The organism is Alteromonas sp. IB21 (assembly GCF_016405965.1).
GTDB lineage: Bacteria > Pseudomonadota > Gammaproteobacteria > Enterobacterales > Alteromonadaceae > Alteromonas.
On sequence record NZ_JAEFCD010000001.1, the window covers coordinates 306,463 to 329,327 of the forward strand.

Here is a 22,865-nt window from a genome sequence, read left to right on the forward strand (position 1 = left end):
CTACTCCACCTATACCGGCATGTTCATTATTGTTTTATAGGCTTCAAGTACTTTATTACGTACTTGAACGGTCGCTTCAAAGGCAATGCCTGACTTTTCTTTCGTTAGCATTACCTGCGCTAAGCTAAGGCTAGGGTCCCCCATTTCAAAGCGTTGTTGTACGTCTTTGGACTCTAGCTGCATACTGTTCACGCCATCTACCGCATTTTTAAGCATGGTCGAGAAATCACTTGCAGAGCTATTGATCTCAGTAAGCGACTGCTGCTGTTGAGGCTCATTAACTTGAAGACGAGTTTGCCCAATCATGTTTTGCATTTCTTGATACAAACTATTGGCTTTAACGTCCATACCTACTCCTAGTGTTTCTTTGAAAACCGCCTAAACGATGGCGAAATACATTATATAAAAGCGATTTTGCAAGGGCCTTGCCAACTTTTAAAACCCATTAAAATCATAAAGATAGACAACGACAATGGAGGGAAGCCAAATTAATGACGTTATTTCAAGGCGCGGGAACAAAAAACCGCCGCCTTCTATACAACAGAGGCGACGGTACAATATTTAATCGAGGGTTATTAAGATATTCAAACTAAGCGGGTACTTCAATACCGTCTTCGCGCATGCGAGCAAGCTTATAACGGAGGGTTCGGGGGCTGATGCCTAACTTTTCAGCCACGTCTTTTCGCTTACCATTACACGATACAAGTGTATCGAGAATAATTTGATGTTCTTGATAACGAAGTTCCGAACCCAGCCTGTTGTCTTCGGCGTGTTCTTGAACAGCTTCAATGGGTGTGGATACATCCTCATCAATCATAAGGTCTGCGGCATCTATTTCCTTATCTTCACACAGGATCAGCGCGCGCTGAACAACGTTTTCAAGTTCCCGCACATTTCCCGGCCATGCATAGTGAGATAGTTTATTACGTGCTGAAGCACTTAAACGTATTGTGCCTAAGCCCTGTAAGCTGGCGTGACGCTGGACTAGGTGTTCAGCAAGGGGAACAATGTCACCCGGACGCTCACACAATGGTCGCCATTCAATCGGAAATACATTCAAGCGGTAGTATAAGTCCTCTCTGAACTCTCCCGCATCCACCGCCTTTCTTAAGTCTCTGTTGCTCGTGGCAATGACACGCACATTGAGTTTTACGGTTTTGCGGCCACCTAGTCGCTCAACTTCACGCTCTTGTAATACACGAAGGAGTTTAGCTTGCAGCGCCAAATCCATTTCGGTAATTTCATCAAGCAACAGCGTACCGTCTTGGGCTTGCTCAAACTTACCGGGGCACGCTTGAATAGCTCCGGTAAACGCGCCTTTTTCATAGCCAAACAGTGTAGCCTCAAGCATGTTTTCAGGAATTGCTGCACAGTTAATGGCAACAAAAGGCGCATCATTTCGCGGCGACTGATCATGAATATAGCGAGATAACACTTCTTTTCCAGAACCACTAGGCCCCATTACCATCACAGTAGCGTCTGACTTTGCCACCTTACGGGAAAGCTCTAACAGCTTGAGACTTGAAGGGTCAGCTACAATCGGCGTGCGCGATATTATTTTTTGCGCAGGTGCATATCGCCCTACCAAATTAAGAAGCACTTCTGGCGCAAAGGGCTTAGATAAGTAATCGGTCGCACCGTCTCTCATAGCCTGAACAGCATCGTCGATAGTGGCGTATGCAGTCATTAGCAACACAGGCATGTTAGGATATTTCGCTTTAATGTTTTTCAAAAGCGTAAGTCCGCTCATATCGCCCATTTGAATATCGCTCACCACCAAATCGACAGCGTGTGATGACAGCAGTAAAAGCGCCTGCTCTGCACAGTCAGCCTCTACCACGTTATAATTGCCAAGCAACAGCGTATCCAGGAGTGCCTCGCGTAAACCTGCGTCATCTTCAACAATTAAAATAGTAGTTTTAGACATGATTTTCTCCTATGACTTACGCAACGTGAGTCAACGAATTTGACGATTGGGAATGGACTTTACAAGGTAGAGAAATACTAAAGCAGGCACCGCCCTGAGGCATGTCTAAAACACTAAGTGTACCGTTATGTGCATTCACCACCGATTTTACGACCGCCAAGCCCAAACCCGTACCGTGTGTTTTGGTTGTAAAAAACGGCTCAAATATTTTGTGTTTTAGCGAGTCAGGGACGCCAGGTCCCTTATCAACAATAGCGATATTTAAGCGTTCATTATTCATCGTTGCATTGACAACGATTCGCTCGCCTTTGCCAGTGACCTGACTGGCATTATGAATAAGATTTAACACCGCGCCTTGAAGTGCAGTGAGATTTCCCGTTAACGTCGTTTCTTGATCAAATCCAGAAAAGACGAGGGATTGCTGTGCTTGCGTTATCATTGATTGAGCGCTTCCTTCAACTGACGCTAAAAGGTCGCTCAAACTAATATTAGTGACCACCTGCTCTTCCCCCGATTTTGCGAAAAGCAGCATGTCGTTAACCTGACTCTCTAACTCTTTAAGTCGATCGCTCAGTTTATTTGCGAATTGTGTTTGCGCCTCTTCCCCTAAGCCTTTACGAGTAAGATTTGAAGCGTAAAGCATGGCAGCAGAAAGTGGAGTGCGTATTTGATGCGCCAGCGACGCAACCATTTTTCCAAGAGAAGATAAGCGCTGCATATGACTGACTCTCGCTTGTAGCTGTCGCGTTTCCGTCAAATCAGTAATTACGATAAGCTGCCCTGGTTCATTTTCAAGCGGCGTGATGGATAGCTTTACACGACGTCCATCGACCAATGAAACTTCATGGCCATCATCGGCTCTCGGTTTGAAAGAACGTGTAATAATACGACGCCACACTTCCTCTTCTAGCGGCTCACCCAAAAGGGCCTTCGCCTGTTCGTTCGCCTGTCGAACCACGCCTTTGCCATCGAGAACAATTACGCCAGCCGGCATTACTTGAAGTAAATGCTCTAACCTGCTCGCTTGCAAACGCAATGAATCAATATCATCATAACTTGAGCTACAACCCTCGGCACGTGGCATCGCCGCCTCGACACTATCTAGTGCATAAGCTGACGTTGTGTAATCAGTAGAATGTGTGGTGCTGTCAAAAGCCATATAACCCTCGTCAAATTGCAGACGTTGTTCACTATGGCTTAGAGAAAGCAGGAGGCGTGCCAACTGCGAATTGATATATATTTCAGGTATATACGAGGATTTTTAGGGGAAAGCGTAACGTCAATTACCTGACATTACGCATCTTCGGTGCGTTGAATATCGTACTTCCGCATTTTTTCAACAAGGGTTGTTCGCCGCATTCCAAGTTTGTCGGCAGCTCGCGCTACTACCCACTCTTGGTTGTCTAGGGCTTGCCGTATAAGGTTCACTTCAAGCTCAGAAAGATACTCTTTGAGATTAACACCTTCTTCAGGTAATTCAGAAGAAACCAGGCTATTAAAACTTTGATTAATTGACTGGTTGATATCCTCTTCAGGCTCTTGTGCAGCCGCTTCAGCAAACAACTCGTTAAATGCCTCACGCTCAAGAATCTCTTCGGGGTAATCAGGTTCGTAAGCTTGTACATCACCATACTGATATTTTTCAGGCAAATCAGCGATGTCTACAATTTGTCCGGGGTAAAGAATCGTTAGTCGCTCTACTAAATTCGATAGCTCTCTAACGTTACCTGCCCAGTCATGCTCCATAAGAGACGCAATGGCTTGCTCAGTAAAACGCACGGACTCAACGCCATCGCCCTGAATACGACTGTTCAACTCTTGTAGCAATAGGGGAATATCGTCTTTTCGTTGCCTTAAGGCTGGGCTATCAATTGGGAAAACATTGAGGCGATAGTACAAGTCCTCGCGAAACTTATCTTCACTGATCATGGTTTCCAAATTGCGGTGGGTCGCCGCGATTATGCGAACGTTGCACTGCAGAGGCTTGTTTCCCCCTACCCGCTCGTACGTGCGCTCTTGAAGAACACGCAGCAATTTCACCTGCATTTGAAGCGGCATATCGCCAATTTCGTCAAGAAATAGCGTACCACCTTCCGCTAATTCGAAGCGCCCTTTTCGCGCGCTGATCGCGCCTGTGAAGGCCCCTTTCTCATGACCAAACAATTCACTTTCTAACAATTCACCAGGAATGGCACCACAGTTAACAGGTATGAAAGGACCGTCTTTACGCTCTGATAAAAAGTGTACGTTACGGGCAACGACTTCCTTACCCGTACCAGATTCACCTAGGATCAATACTGTGGCATCAGTAGGGGCAACTTGCTCTACTAAGCGGCGAACAATTTGAATTTGCTCGCTTTTGCCGATAAGGCTTCTAAACAATCGCGTTTTTGTACCCGCGGTGCGAGACAAGCTGGGTTTACGTCTAGAATATTCTTGGCAGCGATGAATAGCCTGAGTTAAAACGGGGTACGTTAATGGGGTTGCTATAACGCTAACTAAATTATGAGCCGCTGTCGCTTGACTGTTATTTTCGACCAGTGCAACAAAAGGTATGTGTGGAAACTTCTCAACCAAGTTGCTCACGATGGTTGAAGAGACATGTTCAATAAGAACAGCGTCAGCACCGCTATCTAGCAAATAGCGTTCACATTCACTAAAGCCTCGTGATTGACACGACTCTCCCATGAAGGTAACGATAGTTTCTAAGTTTTGAATAAGTTCCTGGTTGTCACTAACCAGCAAAATGTTCTTCATCAATTCCCCGAGGACGCTTTGTTATTATTTACAGTTTAGCGCATTTCTAAATTGTAACGACAAAAGATCGGAGCGCAACCGCTGATTTGGGAAATGTATCAATAAAAAAAGCAGGTTACCCTGCTTCTTTCGATTAATAATGGTGAATTTCGTTAAAAACTACCTAACTTAGTAAAGACAAAACTTGTCCTTCTTGCTGATTAGCCTGCGCTTGAACGGTAAGAGCAGCTTGCCCTAAAACATCGTTAGATGCGCGCTCTGATGCCGCTTGAGCAAAATCTAAGTCTTGGATTCGGCTTCTTGCCTCGGCAGTGTTGATGCTCGACTGAGTAAGAGAACGCGCCGCACTCTCGAAACGGTTTTGGGTAGCACCTAAATCGCCACGCGCGCCGCCCAATGTTTCGATCGCTACATCAGTTGCACCTAGTGCATCCTCAATACTTGTTCCTGCCGTTATGTCGATCGCGAGTACATCACTTAACTCTGCAGCAATATCTCGCGTATTCACGCTTATTGATTGTCCAGCACTTGACCCTGATTGAAAGTCAAGTGAACCGTTTTCAGATAATAACGGTTTGCCAGCGAAGTTGGTCTGCTCAATGGTTTGCGAAATGTTTTCTTGCAGCTGCGTTATTTCAGATTGAATAGCACGACGATCGCCGCTGCTTAAAACCCCACTCCCCGACTGTAAGGTAAGCTCACGAATACGGTTAACGTCGTCATTTATGCTTCCAAGGCCGCCTTCTGCGACTTGCGCTACTGAAATTCCGTCGTAAACGTTATTAATAGCCTGGCGGTTACCTTCTACTTCTGAAGTTAACCGGTCGATGATTTGCTGGGCTGAAGCATCATCTAGCGCGTTATTAACTTTCTTGCCGCTGGCAAGCTTCTCCATCAAAGACTCTTGTCGCTCTTGCACTTGACTGAGAATAGAAGACGTTGAGCTATTAACTTGCATGATACTTTCCTAAGTTTTATAACCCCTATAGTTTAGCAGAACACTGAATAAAATATAGTCAACCATTTGTATAATGATTAATACCTCTGACGTATAAATTATACGCTCATGTAACTGTTTGACTTGCCGATAAGTTTAGCGTGTACAATTCATTTATTTTCAGAGAATAATATTATGACAACTGTGGTGACCTACGGCACCTTCGACTTATTCCATATAGGGCATGTACGACTTTTAAAGCGATTACATAGCCTGGGTGATAGGCTTTTAGTTGGATTATCCTCTGACGAATTCAATACAGTGAAAGGTAAAAACGTTGTCATACCATATGAAGACAGAAAGGAAATTTTGCTTTCCTGCCGTTATGTCGATGACGTATTTGAGGAGAGTTGTTGGGAACAGAAACGCGAAGATTTAAAAAGAGAAAACGCTGATATCTTTGCAATGGGTGATGACTGGATTGGAAAGTTCGATGATCTGCAAGATATAGTTAAAGTTGTGTATCTACCACGCACACAAGATGTTTCTACTACTGAACTTAAAACCGTTATCAGTGAAATTCAAAATGAAAAAATTCGCGAAGTGCAGAGTTTAACTGAGCATTTAAATGCGTTGATACAGCGGCTTTGAGTTCGTTATCAGATTCGAGCTAGCCTTTTTTGAACGGAACAAGTAAATGAACGTAGCTATAATCCCCGCAAGGGGCGGAAGCAAACGCATTCCTAAAAAAAATATAAAACCGTTTTGCGGTAAACCTATGGTTGCCCATGCAATAGAAAACGTGTTGGCAAGCCCTTATGTAGACAAGGTAGTGGTTTCAACAGATGATGAATCTATTGCAAACGTAGCAAGAGATTATGGTGCAGAGGTGCCATTCATGAGACCTGCAGAATTGGCAGATGATTACACAGGCACTAGTCCCGTGGTTCGCCATGCACTTAGCACCCTGTTAGAAAAAGGCTGGGAAATCGATTATTGCGCCTGTGTTTATGCAACATCACCTCTTCTAACCACGTCGTTAATTAATTCTTGCTATGAAATGCTAATGAACGCTGACAATACAGACTACGTCTTTACAGCGGCAAGATTCTCATTTCCAATTCAACGGGCGATATTACAAACCGAAAATGGAGGCGTAAAACCTTTTGACGAGTTTGGCATTACTCAGCGCTCACAGGATTTACCACCAGCCTTCCATGATGCAGGACAGTTGTATTGGGGCCATCACAAAACCTGGCTTGATACTAGCAAACGTATTTTCGGTGGCAACTCTAAAATGGTAGTAATGCCAGACCACTTAGTGCAAGACATTGATACACCTGAAGATTGGGTTAGAGCTGAACTGCTTTACAAGCTTTTACAGAGCGAAAGCGTAAAGTGAGGATTGTTTTTAGGGTCGATGGCACGGCACAAATAGGGCTGGGCCACGTTATGCGCTGCTTAACCTTGGCCACACAATTACTTCCCATACATAACGTAACATTTCTGTCTTGCGCGCTGCCTTCAACTCTACAACAACAGATACAGCGCGCTGGAATTACAACATTGGCCACGCCATCTCTTCATAAAGGCGAACGGGACGGTAATGCTTCGGCGGTGTTAAATGAAGCAGAACAAGCCTCTCATGCAGCTCACTGTATAGCGCTTCTTGATGATATGAACGATGACACTATCGACTTACTGATAGTTGATCACTATCAGTTATCAGCTTCGTTTAATAAAGTAATGCGTAGTCGCTGCAAACATATCGTTGTCATTGACGATTTAGCAAACCGTCAACACGACTGTGACGTGATTTTAGACCAAAACCTCTTTGAGGACTTTGAATTCCGATACGATCAGCTTGTCCCTCCTCATTGCCAAAAACTCTTAGGACCTGAGTTCGCTATTTTGAGAAATGAGTTTTACCGCTCACCACCAATGCCTAGAAATGACAATCATATTCTGGTCTGCTTTGGCGGCAGCGACCCTGGGAATTTAACAGAGCGCGTTGTTGATGTTTTGATTGAATTAAAGTCTTTAACTTTTTCAGCCGATATTGTTGTCGGAGCGGCTTATTCCGGCGTTAGTACGCTTAAAGCAAAAGTTGAACGCCTACCTAACGCGAAGCTTCACGTCGCTTGCGGTCACATATCCGAGCTTATGAAAGCCGCCAATACAGTGATTGGCGCTGGAGGTTCGATGCACTGGGAGCGCGCGGCATCGGGGGTAGCGGGCATAATTATCACATTGGCTGATAATCAAGTTGAAACGACGCGGTGCTTGCACGAACGGCATTGCTGTTTGTGGCTAGGAGCATGTGACGAGGTCACAAACGAAGATATTAGCAAGGCCGTTGAATTTGCGATAAATTCGCCGCAAGAAATGCGTAAACTAGCAAACAACGCGGTATCTTTGGTGAGCGCAAACAAAAATCCATCTTTTGTAATGGATACTATATTGAACATTGTTACGAGGTAGTCATGAAACCAATCACAATCGGTGATATTCAAATTGGTCCGGGTCTCGCTCCCTTTATCATCGCAGAAATGTCTGGAAATCATGGACAATCACTAGAAAAAGCCTACCTACTTATTGATGCAGCTGCAGAAGCTGGGGCACACGCCATAAAATTGCAAACCTACACGCCAGACACGATTACTTTGGATTGTCACGAAGGCGAGTTTTTTATTGAAGACCCGAATAGTCTATGGAAAGGAAACTCTTTGTATAACCTTTACAAAGAGGCGATGACGCCTTGGGAATGGCACGAAGAGCTATTCGACTATGCCAGAGAGAAAGGCCTATTGGCATTTAGCACGCCCTTCGATTTAACCGCTGTCGACTTCCTAGAAACATTGAATCCACCTTGTTACAAAGTAGCGTCTTTTGAAAATACTGACCACGCTATCCTAGCGGCTGTAGCAAAAACAGGGAAACCCGTTATCGTCTCTACAGGCATGGCTAGCCAAGCAGAAATCGCAGAGTCTGTTGAAGTACTCCGTTCCAATGGGTGTGATGACATCATATTGCTTAAGTGCACCAGTAATTACCCAGCAAACCCTGTAGACGCCAACTTAAAGACAATTCCTCATTTGAGCGAACTTTTCGACTGTCACGTTGGACTTTCCGATCATACTCCGGGGGTGGGAGTAGCGGTCGCTGCGGTGGCTCTTGGCGCTACGGTAATTGAAAAGCATTTTGTTTTAGACAGAAGCGGCGGAGAGGTTGACGCGGAATTCTCTCTTGAACCTCATGAAATAAAGCTGCTTGTTGAGGAAACGGCGCGAGCAGCGGTAGCAATTGGCAAGGTGAGTTATGGCGCCACCGAGCGAGAAAAGGCCTCGTTGGTGCACCGACGCTCTTTATACATTGCCAAGGATATGAAAGCAGGCGACACATTAAATGCGGAGAATTTACGCTCTGTTCGCCCAGGGCTTGGACTGCCTCCAAAATACCTTCCCCTTTTGCTTGGAAAGCAAATAAAGAGCGACGCGCCAAAAGGTACCCCCATGAGTTGGGAGCTACTTTGAGATGAGAGCCATTCTGTTCGGTGCTAGTAAGGCCGGAGAAAACTACGTTTCCAATCACCCAGATATAGAAGTCGTGGCATTTACGGATAACGATAGTGCGAAGCACGGAACTCGTTTTATGGGTTATCCCATCATTGCACCAACAGATATTAATACTCACAATGTCGACAACATAATTATCACTAGTCAGTGGGTTGATCAAATCTATTCCCAGCTTACCGAGGAAATGGGTATTGATAAGTCGAACATCATTGTGCCGAGTAAGCAGTCGGTAAAAGCTGCCCTGCCCTTTGAAGACAGTGAAACGCTAGCTTTTGCCCAGTCCATAATGCGTACGCTAAATCAGCACTTCGTTTCCCACAACATTTCAGCGTGTCTAGATTCTGGGACTTTGTTGGGTGCCGTAAGAAATAAAGGGCTTATTCCTTGGGATGACGATATAGACTTAGCTGTCGATAAAGAGAATTACGAAAGGTTGCAGGCATCGCTACCTGAGCTTTATAAATTATTAAACACAAACTATGACGTAAAATGGAATATCGTCATTATCACGGTCAACAACATAGACTGTTGCATCAACCTAGAGTTTAGTAATTTATCACACACCCAATTAGTTCCTTTTGATATAAGTATACAGCGCAGAGAGTCGATAAATGGTTTATCTGAACTCTTGTCCTCGGGCGGGCTGTTTTTTGCTCCTGCTAAACATTTTGATAGCTATGAACCAATCGCGTTTTTAGGTGAAACTTTTCTTGCTCCATTCGATGCAGAAGGCTTTCTCACATTTATGTATGGACATTGGCAAACGCCCAAAAAGACGACGCAAATTACGGAATACGAAAATAGAAGAGCATCCATGTCAGGACCTAGAACAAGTATAAGCGTGCAAAAACGCACGTTTTCTCAATGAGCGTTTGAGCAATGGTGTCAAATTAACGTGAACGTATTACTTTCAAGCGCTAGCAATAAAGTTCCACTATTAAAAGCGCTTCAATGCGCAGTTAAGCGTATCGATAATAAAGGCATAGTCACGGCGGGAGATTTAAGTAGCCAAGTACTCACACGACACTTTTGCGATGTATTTTGGCAAATGCCACCCACAACACAAGAAAACGCAGATGAGATTATTGCCCAGCTCAAGCATCGAAGAATTACTCATATTCTCCCAAGTAGAGACGGCGAACTGCTTTTTTGGGCAAGGCTAAAAAAGGACTTAAAAAGCGCTAACATTCAAGTACTTGTTTCTGATGAAACTGCAATTGAGCTTTGTTTAGATAAATTAAGATTCGGCCAATGCAGTATTCCTTTTATCATCCCTTCATTTGAAAGCATCGAAGAGGTGAAAACGGTTATTCAGGACGCACAGCCATCGCATTACGTGGTCAAAGAACGTTTTGGTGCGGGTAGTAAAGCGGTTGGTCTTAATCTAAACGAAAACGACGCCGTGCAGCACGCCAAAGGTCTATCCTCCCCTATTTTTCAATTATACAAAGCAGGTCAAGAAATTAGCGTAGACGCTTGGCTAACAAAAGATCATTTGGTTAAAGCGGCCGTGTGCCGTGTGCGAGACTTAGTTGTTAATGGTGAATCCCAAATTACTTATACTTTACCGAATTGCCCTTTTACAGCACAGGTGACACAGACACTTTCCAACCTAGCCCTCTCTGGCCCCGTTGTATTACAGGGCATCATAATTGATAGAGCGCTTCACATCATTGAATGTAATTCACGATTTGGAGGCGCTTCAACTTTAGGTATCAAGGCAGGTGTTGATAGTCTTTATTGGAGCTTGTGCGAGAGTATAGGTGAAGATATCGACTCGTTGCCCGTGGACCTCGCATCCCATAAAATTACGCAGATCAGAGCTGCTACCGACTATTACCTATGATTTATATCTTCGACCTAGATGATACCCTTTATGATGAGCGCCAATATGTAGAGTCTGGTCTTGCAGCCGTTGCCTCATTTGTGGAAAAAAACTGGAATGTTGATAAGCGACGTGGCTTTCAAGAATTAGTTACTCTACTTGATCGAAATGGTCGTGGTCGAATTTTCAATGATTATCTAGCTCACCATGGTATAGCAGTCAATAAGAGAAATGTACGTGCCTGTGTTTCAGCATATCGCTTACACCAGCCCACTTTGACTTTGCCCGACAATCACCTAACGTTGCTAGAAAGTTTGCCCAAGCCACTTTACCTCGTAACCGACGGAAATAAAGTGGTACAAAGTAAGAAAGTGGAAGCACTCAACATAGCGCACTACTTTAAGCGCGTATTTGTCACTCACCGCTTTGGAGTGAAACATGCTAAACCTTCTACTTACTGTTTTGAAAAAATCAGACAAGCAGAACAGTGTCAGTGGCACGAAATGGTTTACATTGGTGACAATCCAGCGAAAGACTTCGTTAATTTAAATAAACTTGGAATGCCGACTGTTCGGGTGCTAACTGGTGTTCACAAAAAAGCACCTGCCAAACCAGGATTCGATGCACAGTTCACCATACAAAACCTAGATGAACTCCCTGCCCTCGGGCTTTGAAACGTGTTAGGCGGCATCTCAACATATTTAGTAAAAAAATCAGTGCTTAACCTACCTGCCAATAAACAACACGTTCTACCTAAATACTAAGAAAACTACACCTTTAGGACTAATCCCACTCACCTAAGCGCATAGATTCTAAAGCTTTATGGCAAAAATGCCGACACATGATATATTGTGTTCATAACCATAAAAACAGCGGGCAAGCTATGTTCGATGGAAAATCGATTCTCATAACAGGTGGAACGGGTTCATTTGGCCATAAGTACACTGAGACTCTGTTAGCGAGATACAAACCAAAGCGCTTAATAATCTACTCACGCGACGAACTCAAACAGTTCGAAATGCAGCAAAAATTTCACGCGCCTTGCATGCGATATTTTATTGGCGATGTTCGTGACAGAGAACGTCTTAATCGCGCCATGCAAGGTGTTGACTTTGTTATACATGCTGCGGCCATGAAACAAGTTCCCGCCGCTGAATATAACCCGACTGAATGTATTCGTACTAATATTGATGGTGCCGAAAATGTAATCAACGCTGCCATTGATAATAATGTTGAAAAAGTTATTGCGCTGTCTACAGACAAAGCCGCCAACCCGGTTAATTTATACGGTGCTACCAAATTAGCTTCAGATAAATTGTTCGTTGCAGCCAATAATATTGTTGGTACAGGTACGTCGCGCTTTTCCGTTGTTCGGTACGGCAATGTTGTGGGTTCTCGTGGTTCTGTTGTACCCTTTTTCAATAAGTTGATAGCGGAAAACAGCGATCATATCCCTGTTACGCACAAAGACATGACCCGTTTCTGGATCACGCTTCAACAGGGCGTCGACTTTGTTCTTAAAAACTTTGAGCGCATGTTGGGTGGTGAGATTTTCGTACCTAAAATTCCATCTATTCGAATTACTGACCTCGCAACTGCAATGGCACCGGATATTCCAATCAAATATGTAGGGATTCGTCCAGGTGAAAAGCTTCATGAAATGATGTGCCCTGGCGACATGTCTCTGCATACATTTGAATTCAATGATCACTTTGTTATTGCCCCAGCTATTAAGTTTTTCCACCGAAGCAATAACTTTACTAGCAATGCACTTAGCGAACAGGGGAAACTTGTAGACTCGGGTTTCGAGTACGTTTCAGACACTAACGAACATTTCCTGAGTATTGAGGAGATACAGAAGTTCAATGAGGAAGCACAATAGTGATTCCTTATGGGCGACAGCATCTTGATGAAGAAGATGTAAAAGCCGTTGTCGAAACCTTGACATCAAGCTGGTTAACACAAGGGCCTGCAGTTCCTAAATTTGAAGCCGCTCTTGCTGATTACTGTGGCGCCGAATTTGGCGTTGCCGTGAATAGCGCAACTTCGGCTCTTCATATTGCCTGTTTAGCGTTAGGTGTTGGCAAGGATGACCTTGTTTGGACGTCACCTAATTCATTCGTAGCATCTTCTAATTGCGCATTGTATTGCGGTGCTTCGGTTGATTTTGTCGATATTGACCTGCAAACAGGCAATATGTGTATGAAAGCGTTAAAGCAGAAGCTTGAGCATGCCCAAAACATCAATACACTGCCTAAGGTGGTTATTCCGGTTCACTTTGCTGGACAACCATGCGATATGGAGAGCCTCCACGTATTGGCAAAGCAGTTTGGCTTTTATGTTATCGAAGATGCATCACACGCCATTGGTGCTAAATATAAAGGCGCATTCATAGGCAGCGGGCAGTATGCTGATATTTGCGTTTTTAGCTTTCACCCAGTGAAGATAATTACCACTATGGAAGGCGGTATGGCCCTCACAAATAATAGTGAATGGGCAGAGAAAATGCGCATGCTGCGCAGCCATGGCATAACAAACAATCCAGAAATGATGACAGAAGAAAGTCATGGACCTTGGTACTACCAACAAATTTCGTTAGGCTTTAATTATCGTATGACGGATGTAGAGGCCGCGTTAGGACTAAGCCAGCTGGATAAACTTGAAGTATTTCTGGATAAAAGAAACGCACTAGCAGCACACTACGATAGATTATTTAGCGAATGTGAAACCATAACACCGTTGAAGCAAAACGCTGATGGCTATTCCAGCTATCACCTTTATGTGGTTCGCATAGATTCGTTTACTGATAAACAGCATGCCGACCTTGTGACAAATTTACGTGAACAAGGTATTTTTGCGCACGTGCATTATATTCCTATTCATATGCAGCCCTATTACAAGAACTTAGGCTTTAAACTTGGCGACTTTCCAAATGCGGAGACTTACTATCAGCAAGCGGTGACATTACCGCTTTTTCCGGAGTTAACATTTGAACAGGCTGAATTTGTTGTGAACATACTTGCTGAAGAGATAAAGCGCTAATTTAAAATCCGGTGTTCAGTCTTGTTTCATGTCAGACTGTGTGGGCCGTATTGATTGCAGCAAACATACTAGCATTTCCTTATTACCGAAATACAATCTAACGCTTTTATCCCCCAATCCATAATCTGCTGCTCTTCAACAATAAAGCCACTTTTTCTACAAATATGACGCATGTCTTCTGCGTTGAACTCGCTACGACAATGAGGATTTTTTCTCCAATTTTTGTCTGCTTTGAAATCTTCATGTTCTCTAGCGTTTGAATGGTGTAGCACAGCGTAACCACCGATAGACAGGATGCGGGAAAACTCACTTAATATATAATCAACGCTCTTGTAATCGAAATGCACCATCGCATCCCAGCTGTAAATAAAACTCACGCTGCCACTGTCTGCCGGGATTTTTTCAGGCTTACTTATGCGGCATTCCACATTTTCTTTCTCGTCAAACCTTGAGGCACAATGGCTGATTGCTTCTTGACTTGTGTCTACACAAATAAGTGACTCACAGTTACCGCTTAACAAGTCAGCAATTCGGCCTTTACCGCAAGCAAAATCCATTACTTGGGATAAATTGAAATGATATTTTTGCATCAAGGGCTCAAGATAGGTCTGAAACTGTACCTCATTATGCTCTTCTGCATCTTTATAATACTCGTTCCAATCAAAAGTATGGGGCTCATATTGCCCCTCTTCCATTACATGGTTAGCATTAAGTTTAACAACTCTGTTTGCGTTGACGCCCAGTTTTTTTAAGTGAAGCTCTATCTCATCGGCAAATTTTAAAGACGCTACAATAATTGGGTACGCTGGCAGACGAATCAGTTCGTGTTCTGGAACGAATGAAATTGCTCCCACTTGCTTTGCTGACGTTATTTTTTTGTCAGTAACGTAAATGGTGCTAACGAACCTCGTAACTTCTAATTGCTTTAAAAACGACTGACCAATATCACCAGCACCGTAAATTATCACGCCCTCGCTTTTTGGAACATTACCGAATGGAAAAAGATAAAACATATAAATCCCTATATAACAGTTAACGCTTTATGGCGTAGTGAGTTCGTAATGTCTTGCTTGTGAGGAAGCGTAGCAACCACTATCGCTTCGACCTGATCAGTCATCAACTTTTCTGGAGAAACAATGGAAAAGGAAAAGCACTTTCCGGTTAAGTGAGTATCAACAACTTGTTTGATAATAATGTGAGGGAGCTTTTGTTCTAGCGCTTTAATAATTCTTCTTCCTCGCGCTCCAGCTCCCCAAATGGCAATTTGAGCACTGGTAGTAAACGTTTCTTTCAGTTTTTCGAGAATGGCATTGTCTTCACTATCAAGAAACAATGACAGAGTCTTGTTCTCAAAAGGTACATTTTCAAAAAATCTTCTATATTGCTCTGTGTAGGGGTGTGCTGAAGAAAGATGCCACGGTTTTTCTTGACCAGTAAAATGCACCACAATGGGCGATGTAACGTCTGAATGCATCAATGTATAAGTCTGCGTGTTAAACTTTGCGTCTAAATACTGTGCCTGTTCATCAAGCACCTTATTTAAGACATCTTGGTCATTGTATTCCCATTGCTTTCTTGAACTATGTACACGGCTCAGATGTTGAAACGTATCGTTTTCTCGCCACCTAGCTAGATCAATAAGCATTACGCCAGCATTGAAATAAGTTTTTGAGGAAAGCGCTATCTTTTCAGGCCTGTTTTGAGACATTAAAGAATGATCCTCAACAACACCAACCGTTTTGCCGTCAAGCGACTCATCCCAAAGAGATTTTATGTCACCTGTAACGAGAATATCAGCATCGAGATATATGACCCTGTCCAGCTTTGGCAATATTTCAGCAAGTGCATAACGAATGAAAGTAATACCATTTAAGCGCCCTTGGTAACGTTCACTAAGTTTACCCTGCGTTATGCTTGCCTCGTAAGCAATAAAATTAATCGTCACCTTCTCAGTTTCTAGCATTCTTAGACGTTGTTTGACCTGTGAGGATAAATTGCCAACAACATTAAGCGATATGCATGAGTCGGTATTTGTTATGAGACTGGCAAGGCTCACCGCTAAAAAAGGCGCAAAATTGTCATCGATACAAAAAGCGACGTTTATCATTTTTAATGACCTCTAAATTAGCAGTGACAAGAAGGTGTACATCAAATTTGTAATTTAAATGTCTAACTACTTGTAAGTATAAACATTTGTTTTTATGAAAAAACAAAGAAACAGCGGTAAGCGGTGCACAAAAGTGCAGTACTCTCTTCATTAGCATATATTAAACACATAAACTCTTATCGCATATATTTGTATCGGCTCATTGAGACATAACTATAGAAACCATTTCGTTAAGGGTTAATATAGATTTGCCGATAAAGAAATTAGAACATTGGTAAAAAGCGCTCAATATGCGCTATATACGAGTAATATGACACTTCAAACTTCAAATAGACACGAGCAAGACATACCTTCGGTCTCAAACGAGCACTCATTGGTTGCATATCAAGCTAAAATAAAAGGCGTGATGCAGAAAATTGAAGGTGATAACTGTTCCATAAGAAACGTACTGGAACAACACTTGAGTGCTCAACAAATCCATTGGCTCCTGGGTGAACAAGCTACCCGAAGACTAGAAAAGCGTTTTGTACTTCGTGGCGACTTAGCAGTAAAAGGAGAGCCGCTTATGGGCAACCTAGCTGCAGACCAAACTATTGTCGTCGGTACCTTTCTACTTGAAGTGCTGAACAGTGAATACGAGAAAAACCAAGATTTAAATTCGCTCAATAGCGCAGTAAGACTTGCTGATTACTTACTCTCTTATCCTATTGTACACATCACAAATAAAGCGCCACTGAGAAAAGTGCTTGGCGACTTGTTGAATATTCTAGAGGCATTATCTGATGAGCAGTAATACTGACATTGGGTTCATTTCAATGCCTGGAGCTAGAGCCCTAGCTTACATGGACGTATTTTCTGAACTAAAGAAATTTCCATCATGTATTTTGAAACTGAGTAACCCACACCTGAATAAATCGTTAACGACATTAAAAGGTATTTCTCAGTCTTACATTTCGATGAAAAATTATGAAGAGACATTGTCGAAGCAAGCAAGTATTCCGTTATACTCAGTCAACACCAGTGATATCAATGACGATGACGTTTTAGCGATCATAAGAGAAACAGGAATAAAAACGTGGATTTTTAGCGGCGGCGGTATCGTAAAACCCCACTTTTTTAAAGCAGGAATCCGCTTTTTACATATACATCCAGGTCAACTACCCGAAGTTCGAGGGAGCACTTGCTTCTATTACTCACTGTTATGCGACAATACGTTAGCAGCAACAGCATTTTTTTTAACCGAAGAAATTGACGCTGGTGAGCCTATTGTTTGCCAGCATTTTCATATCAACTTACCAAATGAGATCCTCAACGCAACTTATATGGATTATGTCATCGACCCGTGGGTCAGAGCACAAACACTAAAGCGTGTTTGGCAATCTTGGCCCAATATATCCGGTATTCAAAAAAACAGCAGTAAGAATAAAAGCAAAGCACCTAGTCCTCGAGCTTGTTATGTCATGCATCCACTGTTAAGAATGATGACGATAAACAAAGTGATCAATCGCTTCGACCCTCTTAGCCCAAAAGGATTGTTCATAAATGAGTAATACAACAGCAGGCCACATAATTTGGCTGACAGGTCTTTCCGGCGCAGGAAAGTCGACCATAGCAGAAAAGCTTATTGAATTATTCAAAGCGCAAAACGTTATACCTGTGGTCCTTGATGGCGATCAAGTTAGAGCCGCCATTCAAGATCCACATTGGCATTTTGACGAAGCTAGCAGACTGCGCGGTTCTTACATCTATGCGCGTCTTGCATCGCTTTTCGCTTCTCAAGGTCACCTGGTTATTGTGCCAACTATTAGTATGTTCGAAGAAGTAAGGCAGTGGAATAGACTGAATAATGCGGGATATTTCGAGGTGTATTTAAAAACAAGCCATGATGTGAGGCAAAAGCGCGACCCAAAACAGCTTTATGCGTCACACAATCAAGGAAAAAACGCAGAAATGCCAGGGTTGGATTTGAACGTCGAACTTCCCACGTCTCCTGATCTCGCAATTGTTAATGATGGCGACATTACTACTGCAGATAATGTAGCAAGACAAATATTTGAGGCTTTCGGCGAGCAATGCTTATGAATTACTCAGACAATGTAGTTACGCTTTCACGAAGTGAGCTTTCGTTAGCTTTATCTAAGGCAGAAGTGCTCAATAGTCTATATGGCAGGCTAAAAAGCGCATCAGTACTTCCACTTACTTTTTTTACGTTTGCAGAATGGAAACGCGATAGTGATAAACCTATTGAAAAGGCTAAGCAATTAGGTGCAGAGCTAATTGTTCGCTCGAGCTGTTTGCGTGAAGACACCGACGATGGTAGTCAAGCTGGTAAATACACTTCATTACTTAATGTAAAGAACACCACTGAAGCTTTGAGTCACGCAATAAAAGAAGTGTTCGCCTCGTACGGCGATGCACAAGAGAATGACCAAGTATTTATTCAACCCATGCTCGATAAACCTGACTTTGTTGGTGTTGCCTTTAATAGAGAACCAAATAGTAATGGAAAATACTATGCTATTAGTGCTGATACTACCGGTGATACACAATCGGTTACCTCAGGCGCAGACTCAACTATACAGAATTGGTTCATACGCCACGATGCAAAACCTGAGGAAAAATGGTTAGTTCAAGTCATAGCACTATTTGAGGAACTGCACACGTTGTTTGGTGCATGCCCTCTGGATATAGAATTTGCCATCAAGAAAAATAAGGTTTTTCTATTGCAGGTACGGCCCCTTTTGTTAGCGCAACAGCAAGAGAGCCAAGAGTTAAAAAGTAATGAAAAACAATACGAATTAGAGCTTTCTTGTATTGAGAAAAAGCTTAAACGTATGTCTACCCGCCACCCTTATCTGTGTGGCGAGCAAACGCTGTTTGGTGTTATGCCAGATTGGAACCCCGCAGAAATAATTGGCGTAAAACCTAAACCACTCGCCCTCTCTCTTTATAAGGAATTAGTTACAGACCGTGTATGGGCGCAACAGCGGTATAACTATGGTTACAGAAATGTGTATAACCACCCTCTTCTTTTAGTGTTAGGGGGTACGCCTTTCGTTGATATCAGAGCGAGTTTTAACTCATTTATCCCTAACACCTTAGCAGACCCATTAGCTGAAAAGCTCGTTAATCATTACCTTAATACGTTAAAAGCGTCACCGCACCTCCACGACAAAGTCGAGTTCAGCATTGTTTTGTCCTGTTTCAATTTCGGACTAGAAAGCCAGCTTGAAGAACTTAAAAAGTGTGGATTTAGTGAATGTGAGTGCGATGAAATACAAAGAGCGTTAGTTACGCTTACCGATAATGTAATTACCGATAAAAACAGCGTTTTTCATCAAGATATTAAGAAAATAGATGAACTTGAAAAAAGGCAGGCTCAAATAATGCAGTCTGACTTGAATAAAATAGACAAAATATATTGGTTAATTGAAGACTGTAAAAACTATGGCACGCTTCCATTTGCGGGACTTGCTAGAGCCGGTTTTATTGCCATTCAGCTCCTAAAGTCAATGTGCGAAAGCAAATTAATAACCCAATGCGATTACGATAGCTTCTTACACAGCGTAAAAACCGTTAGTTCTGCATTGCTCGATGATAGCAAAACAATGCAGCGTGACTTACTCATTAAAAAATACGGGCATTTACGACCTGGAACATATGACATTACCTCTAAACGTTATGACGAAGAGCCTGGCAGTTATTTTTCGACAACAGAAGGTTTCAGTGACAAATTAAATAAGTTCGCATTGTCATTAGAACAGCTAAATAGCATTAATGAGGCGCTATCGCGTAGCAACCTCTCTTGCGACGCCGTTACATTGTTCAACTTTATAAAAAACGCTATTGAAGCGCGTGAATACGGAAAATTTGTTTTCTCTCGAAGTTTAAGTCAAACACTGGTACTTATTGAGCAGCTAGGCAGTCAGGTGGGCTTTAGCCGTGACGACTTAGCATTCGCGGACATCAAAGAAATTTTGCGATTACAGTCAACGAGTCACAGCGCTACGGCAACATTAGCTAGCACAATTACTCTCGGCAAGGAGTATTATGAGATGTGCCAGAAGATAAAATTGCCGGCGCTAATTCGACGCCCCTCTGACGCCCAGTTTTATCAAGTGCTTGCCGAAGAACCCAACTTCGTTACCTCTGGCTGCATCACGGCTCCAGTATGTACCAATGTCGATCCAAATTCCGTAGCGGGAAAAATTGTTTTTATTGAGGCTGCTGACCCTGGATTCGACTGGTTGTTTTCTTATGACATAGCAGGCTTAGTTACACAGTTTGGCGGATTAAATTCACATATGGCTATTCGAGCACAAGAACTCAATGTGCCTGCGGTTATAGGTGCTGGAGAGTGGTGGTTTAAAAAGTGGAAAAATGCAGAAATGCTAAAAATTGACTGTCAATGTCAAAAGGTGCATATCGTTTCATGAACATAATTTTTGTTACTCAGCGTGTAGACATACTACACGATAGAAATGAAACGCGAGACAGCCTAGATCAGAAGTGGGTATTGTTGCTAATGCAATGCGGACTGCTCCCAATTCTGATTCCCAATAATGTTCAAGCAGCAGAAGCACTTTATAAGACAATATCACCATCAGGGCTGCTCCTCACTGGCGGCAACTCATTGGTAACATATGGAGGGGACGCACCGCTGAGAGATGCTACTGAAAAGCGCCTCTTGGACATATTCATTACAGAGCAAAAACCTGTGTTAGGTGTGTGTCGTGGTATGCAAGTTATTCAAGATAAATACGGACAAGCACTAACGCCAGTAACCGGACATATTGCTCAAAAGCACCAAATAGAGCACAAAGGCATTTTACGCACCGTGAATAGTTATCACGAGCTGGGTACACGTAATAACAACACTTTATTTAGCATAGAAGCACAATCTCAAGATGGGGTGATCAAAGCGATATCACATCCGAACGCCCCTGTCGTCGGCATTATGTGGCACCCAGAAAGAGAAGAGGAATTCTGTGAGCACGACATCAAATTTATAAAAGAGTTTTTTAGCCAATGAAAGCAGTCATTCTGGTAGCTGGGCTCGGCAGTCGCCTTCGCCCGTACACAAACGCACTTCCAAAAGCACTGGTTCCTGTAAACGGAACTCCTTTGCTTGATTATCAGCTTTCTTCATTAAGAAAGCGGGGCATCAATAATATTAGCTTAGTGACAGGTTATCTTCCCGATGCATTTGAGCAATATCAATTACCTTGCTTTTACAACGAACAGTACGCAAACAGTAATATGGTTTATTCATTAATGCGTGCACGTTTACTCTTTGACGGCAAAGAAGACCTATTAATTTGTTACGGCGACATCGTATATAACCAAGATATCCTTACTCGAATTTTAGATACACAAGGCTCACTGGTTGTTTCGGCAGACTTAGATTGGCTTTCCTTATGGCAGCTTAGGATGGAAGACCCCTTCTGTGATGCTGAGTCCTTTGTCATGGAGAAAGGTAGTCATAGAATTGTTTCTTTAGGTCAAAGCATTAAAACTGAAGAAGATGCGCAAGCCCAATATATAGGTTTGTTAAAGGTATCTGCAGCATTTCAAAATGAATGGCTTAATACATTTGACCGAATGCCAGCATCAAAGTCTCAAAATTTGTATATGACTGACTTTATTCAGTCGTTAATAGATAATGGCCATAATGTTACCGCATCTCTTCATAGCGGTGGTTGGTTGGAAGTAGACAGTGTTGAAGATAAGGCCTGCTACGAATCATCAAAAAAAGTAAAAGCGTTGTTAGATAGCATCAAATCTGGCGATTGATCGCTATTGTGCTTAAACATAACGAAGATACTGCTATGGCAATGTAAGACCGATTAAAGACAAAACCGTCTTGTTGCACTCCCTTAATTTCGTTTAATAAAAAGGGAGTGAACTGCCGCTTTTAGGCATTGACACTACTTAACACGTTTAAGCCACGCTCCCGGCCAGTGCGTTATATTTTCAGTAAGCTCACTTTCATTAAACGGCCATTCAGGCTGAATAATTTCAAAGCGGCCATCTGTTTTCACGAAGTCAGCCGCTGCGCGAGTTGGATTATCCGTACCCCAGTTTGATTCTCCTCTTGGCACGTCGCTTAAATCCTGCATTACGCCATCTGTCGCAACAATGTAAGACCCAACAGGAACAAGGTCGGCATAGGCTTCAAGCTCATCGAATACGTGTTGATAGGTATGATTAGAGTCAAGTATGACCAAGACTGTCTCATTCTCTTTAACCATGCTCTTAACGTCTGACACTATCTTTTCGTCGGTAGAGCTACCTTCGACAAGCTCTATCCGATGAAACAGAGGATGGGCTTCTATTGCTGCCCTATTATGAGGGCGAATTTCAATATCGATCCCAATTACACGTCCTTTATCCATAGCCTGCATTAAACTTGCGTAGAACACCAACGAGCCACCGTGTGCTACACCTGTTTCTATAATTACATCAGGCTGAAGCTGATAAATAACTTCCTGCATCCGTATCATGTCTTCTGGAAGTTGAATTACAGGACGACCAAACCAACTAAAGGTATAAACATACTTTTGGTTCCACCCTACTTTTACCCAATATTTCGAGAGCGTCTCAAATGCTTCTTTCGAATAAAGCGGCAACGTTTTGGTTGCATCACCATCTTGCGTACTTAGTGTCTTTTCATCTGTATCGATCGTGATTTTCAT

The 22,865-nt window shown here is 42.9% G+C and carries 23 protein-coding genes; 15 read left to right on the top strand and 8 right to left on the bottom strand.

Annotated features, from left to right (window positions below):
- Nucleotides 1–9: 9 nt before the first annotated feature.
- The 5 genes from fliE to JC525_RS01350 all read right to left on the bottom strand — a co-directional run bounded on the left by fliE (nucleotide 10) and on the right by JC525_RS01350 (nucleotide 5,642).
- Nucleotides 10–348 carry a flagellar hook-basal body complex protein FliE gene (gene fliE / locus JC525_RS01330; protein WP_105930204.1) on the bottom strand — a complete coding sequence of 113 codons (339 nt, stop codon included), beginning with the start codon at nucleotides 346–348 and terminating at the stop codon, nucleotides 10–12.
- Between the two features lie 241 nt (nucleotides 349–589).
- Nucleotides 590–1,927: a sigma-54-dependent transcriptional regulator gene (locus JC525_RS01335; protein WP_198813600.1), complete on the bottom strand. Its 1,338-nt coding sequence runs from the start codon at nucleotides 1,925–1,927 to the stop codon at nucleotides 590–592.
- Nucleotides 1,928–1,943: 16 nt separating this feature from the next.
- Nucleotides 1,944–3,086: a sensor histidine kinase gene (locus JC525_RS01340; protein WP_198813602.1), complete on the bottom strand. Its 1,143-nt coding sequence runs from the start codon at nucleotides 3,084–3,086 to the stop codon at nucleotides 1,944–1,946.
- A 134-nt stretch (nucleotides 3,087–3,220) separates the two neighbouring features.
- On the bottom strand, nucleotides 3,221–4,684 hold the full coding sequence (locus JC525_RS01345; RefSeq protein ID WP_198813604.1) for a sigma-54 dependent transcriptional regulator: 1,464 nt from the start codon (nucleotides 4,682–4,684) through the stop codon (nucleotides 3,221–3,223).
- A gap of 163 nt (nucleotides 4,685–4,847) precedes the next feature.
- Nucleotides 4,848–5,642, bottom strand: coding sequence for a flagellin (locus JC525_RS01350; RefSeq protein ID WP_198813606.1), 795 nt, complete (start codon nucleotides 5,640–5,642; stop codon nucleotides 4,848–4,850).
- 174 nt (nucleotides 5,643–5,816) lie between these two features.
- Between JC525_RS01350 and JC525_RS01355 the strand changes: the two genes are divergently transcribed.
- From JC525_RS01355 to pseC, 9 genes are all read left to right on the top strand, one after another.
- Nucleotides 5,817–6,272: an adenylyltransferase/cytidyltransferase family protein gene (locus tag JC525_RS01355; RefSeq protein ID WP_198813608.1), complete on the top strand. Its 456-nt coding sequence runs from the start codon at nucleotides 5,817–5,819 to the stop codon at nucleotides 6,270–6,272.
- A 46-nt stretch (nucleotides 6,273–6,318) separates the two neighbouring features.
- A complete protein-coding gene (gene pseF, locus JC525_RS01360) occupies nucleotides 6,319–7,023 on the top strand; it encodes a pseudaminic acid cytidylyltransferase (protein WP_198813610.1) in 705 nt (234 codons plus the stop codon).
- Entirely contained in the window at nucleotides 7,020–8,102 is a 1,083-nt protein-coding gene (pseG, locus tag JC525_RS01365; RefSeq protein ID WP_332874065.1) for a UDP-2,4-diacetamido-2,4,6-trideoxy-beta-L-altropyranose hydrolase, read from the top strand. The genes pseF and pseG overlap by 4 nt, the downstream gene beginning before the upstream one ends.
- A 2-nt stretch (nucleotides 8,103–8,104) precedes the next feature.
- Nucleotides 8,105–9,154 carry a pseudaminic acid synthase gene (pseI, locus tag JC525_RS01370; protein ID WP_198813612.1) on the top strand — a complete coding sequence of 350 codons (1,050 nt, stop codon included), beginning with the start codon at nucleotides 8,105–8,107 and terminating at the stop codon, nucleotides 9,152–9,154.
- 1 nt (nucleotide 9,155) lies between these two features.
- Nucleotides 9,156–10,064, top strand: coding sequence for a LicD family protein (locus tag JC525_RS01375; RefSeq protein ID WP_198813621.1), 909 nt, complete (start codon nucleotides 9,156–9,158; stop codon nucleotides 10,062–10,064).
- A 27-nt stretch (nucleotides 10,065–10,091) separates the two neighbouring features.
- Nucleotides 10,092–11,042 (top strand): ATP-grasp domain-containing protein, encoded by a 951-nt coding sequence (locus JC525_RS01380; protein ID WP_198813624.1) that lies wholly within the window; start codon nucleotides 10,092–10,094, stop codon nucleotides 11,040–11,042.
- Entirely contained in the window at nucleotides 11,039–11,695 is a 657-nt protein-coding gene (locus JC525_RS01385) for an HAD family hydrolase (protein WP_198813626.1), read from the top strand. Before JC525_RS01380 ends, JC525_RS01385 begins: the two co-directional genes overlap by 4 nt.
- 209 nt (nucleotides 11,696–11,904) lie before the next feature.
- Nucleotides 11,905–12,903 carry a UDP-N-acetylglucosamine 4,6-dehydratase (inverting) gene (pseB, locus tag JC525_RS01390; RefSeq protein WP_198813640.1) on the top strand — a complete coding sequence of 333 codons (999 nt, stop codon included), beginning with the start codon at nucleotides 11,905–11,907 and terminating at the stop codon, nucleotides 12,901–12,903.
- A complete protein-coding gene (gene pseC / locus JC525_RS01395) occupies nucleotides 12,903–14,063 on the top strand; it encodes a UDP-4-amino-4,6-dideoxy-N-acetyl-beta-L-altrosamine transaminase (protein ID WP_198813649.1) in 1,161 nt (386 codons plus the stop codon). Before pseB ends, pseC begins: the two co-directional genes overlap by 1 nt.
- A gap of 68 nt (nucleotides 14,064–14,131) precedes the next feature.
- On the opposite strand, the gene JC525_RS01400 is transcribed toward pseC, so the two are convergent.
- Both JC525_RS01400 and JC525_RS01405 read right to left on the bottom strand, forming a co-directional pair.
- Complete coding sequence (locus JC525_RS01400; protein WP_198813651.1) at nucleotides 14,132–15,076, bottom strand: class I SAM-dependent methyltransferase; 945 nt, start codon at nucleotides 15,074–15,076, stop codon at nucleotides 14,132–14,134.
- An 8-nt stretch (nucleotides 15,077–15,084) separates the two neighbouring features.
- Complete coding sequence (locus JC525_RS01405; protein WP_198813653.1) at nucleotides 15,085–16,170, bottom strand: glycosyltransferase family 8 protein; 1,086 nt, start codon at nucleotides 16,168–16,170, stop codon at nucleotides 15,085–15,087.
- A gap of 310 nt (nucleotides 16,171–16,480) precedes the next feature.
- Here JC525_RS01405 and JC525_RS01410 point away from each other — a divergent pair, with 310 nt between their 5' ends.
- The 6 genes from JC525_RS01410 to JC525_RS01435 are packed head-to-tail and all read left to right on the top strand — an operon-like array spanning nucleotide 16,481 to nucleotide 21,963.
- Entirely contained in the window at nucleotides 16,481–16,963 is a 483-nt protein-coding gene (locus tag JC525_RS01410; protein WP_198813654.1) for a hypothetical protein, read from the top strand.
- Nucleotides 16,953–17,720: a hypothetical protein gene (locus tag JC525_RS01415; RefSeq protein WP_198813656.1), complete on the top strand. Its 768-nt coding sequence runs from the start codon at nucleotides 16,953–16,955 to the stop codon at nucleotides 17,718–17,720. Before JC525_RS01410 ends, JC525_RS01415 begins: the two co-directional genes overlap by 11 nt.
- Nucleotides 17,713–18,252: an adenylyl-sulfate kinase gene (locus tag JC525_RS01420; protein WP_198813657.1), complete on the top strand. Its 540-nt coding sequence runs from the start codon at nucleotides 17,713–17,715 to the stop codon at nucleotides 18,250–18,252. Before JC525_RS01415 ends, JC525_RS01420 begins: the two co-directional genes overlap by 8 nt.
- Nucleotides 18,249–20,606, top strand: coding sequence for a PEP/pyruvate-binding domain-containing protein (locus JC525_RS01425; RefSeq protein ID WP_198813659.1), 2,358 nt, complete (start codon nucleotides 18,249–18,251; stop codon nucleotides 20,604–20,606). Before JC525_RS01420 ends, JC525_RS01425 begins: the two co-directional genes overlap by 4 nt.
- Nucleotides 20,603–21,202 carry a gamma-glutamyl-gamma-aminobutyrate hydrolase family protein gene (locus JC525_RS01430; RefSeq protein ID WP_198813668.1) on the top strand — a complete coding sequence of 200 codons (600 nt, stop codon included), beginning with the start codon at nucleotides 20,603–20,605 and terminating at the stop codon, nucleotides 21,200–21,202. The genes JC525_RS01425 and JC525_RS01430 overlap by 4 nt, the downstream gene beginning before the upstream one ends.
- Complete coding sequence (locus JC525_RS01435) at nucleotides 21,199–21,963, top strand: phosphocholine cytidylyltransferase family protein (protein ID WP_198813670.1); 765 nt, start codon at nucleotides 21,199–21,201, stop codon at nucleotides 21,961–21,963. The genes JC525_RS01430 and JC525_RS01435 overlap by 4 nt, the downstream gene beginning before the upstream one ends.
- Nucleotides 21,964–22,097: 134 nt before the next feature.
- On the opposite strand, the gene JC525_RS01440 is transcribed toward JC525_RS01435, so the two are convergent.
- The gene (locus tag JC525_RS01440; RefSeq protein ID WP_198813679.1) at nucleotides 22,098–22,865 is read right to left on the bottom strand and encodes a cephalosporin hydroxylase family protein; all 768 of its coding nucleotides are present in this window, start codon (nucleotides 22,863–22,865) and stop codon (nucleotides 22,098–22,100) included.